8 protein-coding genes, 1 tRNA gene and 1 pseudogene are annotated in these 7,436 nt (G+C 67.8%); 6 read left to right on the forward strand and 4 right to left on the reverse strand.

The genetic code is table 11. The annotated features are described in order from the left end of the window. Together V7D28_RS12150 and V7D28_RS12155 are read right to left on the reverse strand one after the other, a co-directional pair. A partial coding sequence (locus tag V7D28_RS12150) for a methyl-accepting chemotaxis protein (RefSeq protein ID WP_333587645.1) occupies window positions 1-1,079 on the reverse strand: 1,079 nt, incomplete at its 3' end. Then, window positions 1,076-1,405: a hypothetical protein gene (locus V7D28_RS12155; RefSeq protein ID WP_333587646.1), complete on the reverse strand. Its 330-nt coding sequence runs from the start codon at window positions 1,403-1,405 to the stop codon at window positions 1,076-1,078. The genes V7D28_RS12155 and V7D28_RS12150, both read right to left, overlap by 4 nt. A gap of 403 nt (window positions 1,406-1,808) precedes the next feature. Between V7D28_RS12155 and V7D28_RS12160 the strand changes: the two genes are divergently transcribed. After that, window positions 1,809-1,991, forward strand: coding sequence for a YegP family protein (locus tag V7D28_RS12160; RefSeq protein WP_333587647.1), 183 nt, complete (start codon window positions 1,809-1,811; stop codon window positions 1,989-1,991). A 103-nt stretch (window positions 1,992-2,094) separates the two neighbouring features. Here V7D28_RS12160 and V7D28_RS12165 read toward each other — a convergent pair whose 3' ends face one another. Continuing rightward, complete coding sequence (locus tag V7D28_RS12165; protein ID WP_333587648.1) at window positions 2,095-4,836, reverse strand: TonB-dependent receptor; 2,742 nt, start codon at window positions 4,834-4,836, stop codon at window positions 2,095-2,097. 313 nt (window positions 4,837-5,149) lie between these two features. Then, a tRNA-Ala gene (locus V7D28_RS12170) sits at window positions 5,150-5,225 on the reverse strand. Between the two features lie 127 nt (window positions 5,226-5,352). Between V7D28_RS12170 and V7D28_RS12175 the strand changes: the two genes are divergently transcribed. From V7D28_RS12175 to V7D28_RS12195, 5 genes and pseudogenes are all read left to right on the forward strand, one after another. After that, window positions 5,353-5,667: a YggT family protein gene (locus V7D28_RS12175; RefSeq protein WP_333587649.1), complete on the forward strand. Its 315-nt coding sequence runs from the start codon at window positions 5,353-5,355 to the stop codon at window positions 5,665-5,667. Window positions 5,668-5,672: 5 nt separating this feature from the next. Then, window positions 5,673-5,960, forward strand: coding sequence for a DUF167 domain-containing protein (locus tag V7D28_RS12180; RefSeq protein ID WP_333587650.1), 288 nt, complete (start codon window positions 5,673-5,675; stop codon window positions 5,958-5,960). Continuing rightward, window positions 5,917-6,540: a lipocalin family protein gene (locus V7D28_RS12185; RefSeq protein WP_333587651.1), complete on the forward strand. Its 624-nt coding sequence runs from the start codon at window positions 5,917-5,919 to the stop codon at window positions 6,538-6,540. Before V7D28_RS12180 ends, V7D28_RS12185 begins: the two co-directional genes overlap by 44 nt. 5 nt (window positions 6,541-6,545) lie before the next feature. Continuing rightward, entirely contained in the window at window positions 6,546-7,061 is a 516-nt protein-coding gene (locus V7D28_RS12190) for a DUF2939 domain-containing protein (RefSeq protein ID WP_333587652.1), read from the forward strand. 144 nt (window positions 7,062-7,205) lie between these two features. Next, window positions 7,206-7,436, forward strand: a pseudogene (locus V7D28_RS12195) (dienelactone hydrolase family protein); the annotation flags it as partial.

Below are 7,436 nucleotides of genomic sequence, written 5' to 3' on the forward strand. Positions count from 1 at the left end.
TCCTCGATGCCGCCCATGGCGGTGACGGCGTCGCCCACCACCACGCCGGCCTTTTCCGCGTCGCCCCGGGCCGCGCCCACCACGCGGGCGGCTTCGCGGGCCCCCTCGGCGCTCTTGCGGCCGGTGGCGGTGACCTCGTCCAGGGCCGCGGCCGTTTCTTCCAGACCCGCCGCCTGCTGTTCGGTGCGCCGGGACAGGGACTCGGCCGCCTGACTGATCTCCCGGGTGCTGGTGTCCATGGTCACCACCGCCTGGGCGATGACCTTCAGGGCGGCCTGCAGCCGTTCAGCGGCGCTGTTGAAGTCGCGCCGCAAGGTTTCGTACTGGGGCGTGAAGGCCTGCTCGATGCGATAGGTCAGGATTCCGCGGGCCAGATGGTCCAGGCCGGCGGCCAGGCCGTCGACCACCTCGCGGCGCTCCTCGTCCACCGACTGCTGAAGCAGCAACCGCTCCTGGCTGGCCGCGGCCTCGGCCTGGCGGGACTGCTCCACCTCGCCGGTGGCCGTTTCGGCCGCGGCGCGCGCCTCATTGGCCCGCTCCACCGCCGCGGCGGATGTGGCGAACATCTGGACGATCTGGACGGCCGCCCAGATCAGCACGCCGGCCTCGATGACCAGGATCACCGCGTGGATCAGCACCCGGGCCACGTCTCCGCCCCCGGGGAAGACCGCCGCCGGCAACAGGAAGGACAGGGTCAGATGGTGCACCGCCACCGCGCCGGCCGCCGCCCCCAGGGTGCGCCAGTCGCAGAAGACGATCAGGGTCGCCAGGGCGGCGAAATAGGCCATGTGCATGTCGATCTGCCAGGCATGGCCGGCATGGGCGGCCACCAGCAGGGAGACCGAGCCCATGAGCAGCACGCCCTGGGCCGGCCGCGCCACGGCGCCGTCGCCCGCCATGCGCCAGAAGGCGGTGCTCGCGAGAGCGATGACCACGGCCGAAACGCCGAGCGCGATCCCCGCCCCGTTGGCCAGGGCCGCGACGCCCACCACGGGGGCCAGCAGCCAGGTGAGGAGGGCGATGACCTTGAGCCCGAAGGCCCGCTGGCCGGCCAGGGTGACGGACTGGGTATTGATCATGACGCGGCGATGTCCGGTGCGTTGGGGGGCGTGCAGGGCCCGGCGAGACCCGGGTCGAGAATGAACCACGCGCCCTGGACCCGCAGGGCCCGCGCGAGGGGCGCGTCCTGATCCGGTCGAGGGCTGGCGATGACGATGAAGGGATAAGCGCCCACCCCGCTGACAGCGCCGGCGGCGTCGGCCGCGGCGATGGCGCGCGGCGCGCTCCACCATGGGGGGAAGACGGCGGCGGCGGGGCCGTCGCCTCGCGGCGCGGCGCCGAAGGCCAGGGCCGGCAGCAGGCTGGCCAGGCAAAGTCCGGCGGCGGGCAACCAGGGCTGGGCCAAGGCGGAGGCTCCTGAAGGTTCAGGATCAGCCTTGCTTCGCGGTCTCTTAATTTCGCCTTACCCAATTCGGGTAGGGGCGGCGAATACGTGGAACAGAATGTCGCAGTTTACCGTCGATAGAAATACAGCAGGCCGCGATCACGGGTTGCGCCCGTTGGTCGCGGCCTGAATGTGCTTTGCGGCGGGGTTGTTTAGAAGACGAAGGCCAGAATGGCGCCGACGACGACAACAAGGCCCACAATATAGATGATCTGATTCATGACATGCTCTCCGATTTGGTCGCGTGCCAGTCCAACGTCCGCTCCCGCGCCCCGGTTCCGCGGGGGTTGAGGCGGCCAGAGGGTAAAGCTTGACCTCGCGCTCGCCACGGCCAAGCTTGGCCCTGCAGATGGAGGAGGCGCCCATGGCCCACAAGTTCGAGATCTACAAGGACAAGGCGGGGGAGTTCCGCGTCCGCTTCAAGTACAACAGCGAGATCATCTTTTCGACCGAGGGCTACAAGTCCAAGGCCTCGGCGCAAAACGCCATTGACAGCATCAAGGCCAATGGTCCGGGCGCGCCCGTGGAAGACAACAGCAGCAACTGAACCGGTCGTCTGCCCCGCACCCGGCAGACAAAAATGGGGCGCGACGTCGCCGTCGCGCCCCGCAAGGAGAGGTCTGAAGACCTCAGGGGATGAGAGAAGGGCGTCAGAAGTTGAAGCGCAGGCCCATCATGTAGCGACGGCCGAAGTTCTCGTTCTCGATGGGGTTGGCGGGAGTGTCGCCATAGCGGACCCCAGCGTCATTGGTCAGGTTCGCCGCGTCAAAGAACCACTCGATATTGTCGTTGAAGCTGTAGCGGATCGACAGGTCCAGCTCTTCGTCGTCGTCCCAGTAGATGTCGCCGTTGGTGACCGGAACCACCTTGCCGTTGAGCACCTGGTACTCGCCCACCGACTGACCCCACTCGGTGCGGAACTGGTAGGCCAGACGGGCCGAGACGCCGTACTTCTCGTAATAGAGCGACACATTGTAGACGAGGTCCGACGACCCCGGCAGCGGGATCTTCCGCTCCGGCACGCCGCCGACCGCCGGCACGGTCACTTCGGAGTCGTTGAGGTTGATATTGCCCTGGAAGCCGAAGCCGGTGGTCCATTCCAGCCAGCGGGGCGGATTCAGGGCGGCGATATAGCTTTCAAAGGGCTGGGAATAGGCCAGCTCCACCCCGGTGATATAGCCGTCGCCGCCGTTGCGCAGGGTGGTGAGCGTGTAGCCCGACCGGTCGACCCCGCCCGAATTCAGGATATCGCGCCCGAACACGTCGGCCTGGTTGAAGAGCACGTCTGTCAGCTGCTTGTGATAGATGCCCGCGGAGATGATGCCGCGGGGCCGCAGGTACCACTCGTAATAGAGATCGACGCCCACGGCCTTTTCGGACTTGGCGTCCGGGTTGCCGCCCGAGATCGTGCCGGCGGCGTCGTTGAACGAGAAGTTGGGCCGCAGATCGTCATAGTCGGGCCGCGAGGCGCCGGTGGTCACGCCCAGGCGGATCTTCATGTCCGGCCGGATGTCCCAGTTGATATGGGCTGACGGGAAGACCAGGGTCTCCTCGCTGGAGACCTGGATCAGGTTGGTCCCCGAATAGGCCTGGGCGTTGTTCTCGGTGCGCTCCACCCGGGCGCCGAACACCACATTGCCCCAGTCGCGGTCCATGCGGCCCATGGCGTAGGCGGCCAGGATCTGCTCCTGGCTCCGGTAGTAGTTGGCCAGGTTGCTGGCGCGGACCAGAACCCCGCGGCGCAGCAGGTCGTTGGCCAGTTCGTCCAGGGCGCTCTTGGAGAAGTAGTTGAACTGATAGCCCAGGGCCTCACCGCCCATATAGGGCTTGGTGTTGCGGATCATGTCATAGGTGAAGTTGACCCCGGCGGCGGTCAGCTGGGCCGCGGTGGCGCCATAGACCACTTCGTTGTGCTTCTTTGTGCGCGCCGAATAGAGGCCGCCGAAACCCAGGGCGAACGGGCCGCCGAGGAATTCGGTGTCGCGGGTGATGTCGAACTTGCCGGTATAGGCGAAGGTCGGGTCGCCGGCGTCGGTGGTGGAGATGGCCGTGCCAGTGGGGACCAGCGGGAAGGCGTCGATGGAATATTGCCGCGCGCCCTTGGAGCGGACGCCGTTGGTCACCACCGTGTTGTAGAGCGCGACAATGTGGGCGTCGTCATTGGTGAAGTCGTAATCCACCGTCGGGCGCAGGGCGATGTCGCTGGGGCTGGCGAAATTGGAGCGGCCCGGCGCATCCATGCCATCCTCGGTCTCGGTGTAGTTCAGCCGCCAGGAGACGCCCCAGCCGTTCCACAGGTGGTCGCCGCCGAGGGTGTTGGTCCAGTTGTACTCCCGCGTCTCCAGCGAATTGAAGTTCGCCGTGATCTGGGTTCCGTACACCGTGCCCTTGTCAGGCGTGTTGATGCAGATATCGGCGAAGCCGGAGGTGGTCTGGGCCGCCGGTGTGGCCGGGCAGGCCGTGGTGGGCGTGTTCACCGACCCGTTGTCAAAGCGGAAGATGTAGTTGTTGCGCAGTTCCTCGTCCGTGTACTCGGTATAGATCGAGCTGGCGAAGATGGTGTTGTTGGCGTCGAATTCGTACTCCACCTTGGCCGTCGCGCCGGTGTTCCCGCGGGTCAGGCGGTAGAGCTTGTTTTCGAATTCCCGCGCCCAGCGGCGGTCCTCCGACCCGGCGCGGCGATCCCGGCCGGCGCCGGCGGTCTGCCAGGGGTCGGTCTCCCAGTTATCGGTCACCATGTTGCGGTGGTACTTGGAGGCTTGCAGCAGCACGCCCAGCCGGTCGTCCATGAAGGTGTTGGAGACCAGCAGGCTGAGATCCACCTCTTCGCCGCCGCCCAGGGCCACATAGCCGATCCCGGCCTTGCCGGCCATGTGCAGGCCGCCGCGCTCCAGGGCGCTCTGGGTGATGATGTTGATGTTCCCGGCCACCGTGTCGCCGGGCATGTTCGGCGTCACGGCCTTCTCGACGATGATCTGGGAGGCCAGGGCCGAGGGGATGTTGTCGAAGCGCGAGGAACGCCCCTCGGGGCTCACCACGCTCACCCCGTCAAAGGACAGGGTGGTCCAGTTGATGCGCGCGCCGCGCAGGTTCACATAGCGGGCCTGGCCCTGGTCGCGCTCAATCGCCACGCCGGGCAGGCGGCCCACGGCGAAGGCGATGTTCTGGTCGGGCAGGCGACCCACGGAGTCGGCGGCCACGACGCTGACCAGCGAGGGCGAGGCCTGCTGGATGGCGATGGCCGCGGCTTCGGAATCGGCGATCGGCCGGCCGGTGACCACCAGTTCACCGACCTCGGCCTCCTGACCCCAGGCGGCGGTGGCGCAGGCGATGGCGGCGAGCGCCGCGCCGCCGAAAAGCGCGCCACGGGCGCGCCGGTTGTAGCTGTGCATGATTGTACCCCCTCTGTCCGGCGCAGGGCCGGCCCGAGCGAGGCCGTTAACAACTATCCGGCGGGCCTATCTTTCGCGGATATTCGAACAATCTGCGAATTTATTGCGTCAGGTGGCCTGGGTTCGCGGAGGGTAAATGTTCCGCCGGCAAATCGTTTTGCAGATGCTTGACGAACACACTGGCCGGCGCGCCGGGCCTGACCGATCGGCTGTTTCCAGCCCAATCTTGACCTGAACGTGCTCGGCCCGCCGCGGACGCAAGCCAGATCCCGGCCGGAAGGGGCTCGGAAGCGGAATGAAATCGGGGAGTTCCTGGTGGAGCCGAGCGGAATCGAACCGCTGACCTCCTCATTGCGAACGAGGCGCTCTACCAACTGAGCTACGGCCCCAGGAAGGCGCGGAGTTAGGCTCGCCGCGGTTTCCTGTCAAGCGGGCGCGGGCGGCCCAGGACCTTGCGCGCCTTGTCAGGCGGGGCGGGGGGCCGCTAGAACCGGCGCAACACGGATCGGGACCCCCATGATCGCCATCATCAATTTCGTCTTCTTCATCCTGTCGACTCTGATCGGCTTGCTGATCTGGGCGATCATCATCAACGCCATCCTCTCCTGGCTGGTGGCCTTTGACGTCATCAACCTGCGCAACCGCTTCGTCTATAATGTCGCCACCTTCCTGGACCGGGTGACCGCGCCGGTGATGCGGCCGGTGCAGCGCTTCATCCCGCCCCTGGGGGGCGTCGATATCAGCCCGATCCTCGTCATCCTGGTGCTGATGGGCACGCGCGACATCCTGCTGCCGGCCCTGCAGGGGGCCCTCATCCGGGCCTTCATCTAAGGGCCGTGGCCCGGCTGGCGGTCCGGCTGACGCCCCGAGGCGGCCGCGAGGCCGCGCAGGGCTGGGGCCTGGACGAGGCCGGGCGCCTCTATCTCAAGGTGCGGGTGGCCGCCGCCCCCGTGGACGGTGCGGCCAACGCCGCCCTGATCTCATTCCTCGCTTCGGCGTTGAAGCGGTCACGCGGCGCCGTGCGTATCGTTTCCGGCGAGACGGCGCGCCTGAAGATGATTGAGATCGAGGATCTGACCGATGATGAGCTTCACCGCGCCTTTGGCCCGCCGCCGGCCGGCTGAGCCCGGCCCCCGCGCTGGGCGCCTGTGGCCTGCCGTGGCGGCGGCTTCGGCTTTGGCCCTGCTGGCCGGCTGCATGGGCGGGCCCTCGGGCAACGCCCAGGTTCCGGAGCCGGCCAAGCCGGTGGAGATCAGCCGCTATGCCGGCCTCTGGTACGAACAGGCCCGCTATGAGGCCAGGTTCCAGGAGGGCTGCGAGGGGGTGACCGCCGAATACACCCTGCGCAGCGACGGCCAGGTCAATGTGGTCAACACCTGCCGCGAAGGCGCGCCTGACGGCCCGGTCAAGGTGGCCGAGGGCCGTGCGGTTCCGGCTGGCGACGGCCTGGGCGCCAAGTTCAAGGTGACCTTCTTCGGCCCGGCCCTGTTCGAGAACTACTGGGTGCTGGACCGGGGCGAGGCCTATGACTGGGCCATCGTCGGCGAGGGGTCCGGGCGTTTCCTGTGGCTGCTCACCCGGGAGGCGGAAATCTCGCCTGCGGCGTTCGAGCGCCTGCGGACGCGGGCGGCCGAGCTGGGTTATGACGTGTCCATGCTGCGCCGGACCCAGCAGCCCCCCGTTCCCGACCCCGGCCAGGAGTAAGCGCCATGACCGCCGTCCGCCTTCGGCTCGCCGCCGCTCTTCTCGCCGCCCTGACGCTCAGCGCCTGCGCGGGCGGCGCCCAGAGGCTGGATGCCGCCGGCGACGTGCACGTCCTGCTCACCGCCATCCGCGACGGGGACCGGGAGACCTTCGACCGCCACGTGGATCGCGCCGCCCTGCAGGCGGAGATCGAAGCGCGCCTGGCCGCCGAGGCCGCCCGCGCCCCCAATGAGGAGGCCCGCGCCCTGGGCGCCCTGCTGGGGCCCAGCCTCGCCCGGGCCGCGGCCCAGCAGCTCGTCCGGCCGGAGGTGTTCCGCTCCGTGGCCGAGCACTACGGCTATGACCGCAGCCAGCCCCTGCCAGGAAGGGTGGCCATCGCCGGCTCGCTCCGGCCCATGGGCGATGGCCGGGTCTGCGCCACGGAAAAGAAGGACGGCCCCTGTCTGCTCGTCTTCACCCAGACCGACGGCGTGTGGCGGTTGTCGGGCTTCGAGGGCGACATCGGCATGCTGCGCCGTTAGAGCGCGTTCCGATAAGTGGGAACCGGTTATCGGATCGAAACGCGCTCGAGTCTTTGAGTTCAGAGCCTGATGCGATCAGACGGTTCCGTCTGATCGCATCAGGCCCTAGCCTAAGCTCCGGCAGGCGCTGGGGAGGTGCAGGCGATGGGCGATCTTTCGGCCTATGAGCGGTTCGAGTTCGACGACGGCCGCTGGTCTCGCCCGGTCTATCGACGCGGTCAGGGTCCCGCCGTCATCGTCATCCACGAAATGCCGGGCCTCCATCCCCTGGTGGTGGACTTCGCCGACAGGATCGTCGCGGCGGGAATGAGCGCCTGGTGCCCCAGCCTGTTCGGAGAGCCGGGCCGGCCGGTCTCCCGAGGCTATCTGATGGGC

Origin of the sequence: Phenylobacterium sp. (genome assembly GCF_036723115.1) — a bacterium.
In the GTDB taxonomy this organism is placed as follows: Bacteria; Pseudomonadota; Alphaproteobacteria; order Caulobacterales; family Caulobacteraceae; genus Phenylobacterium.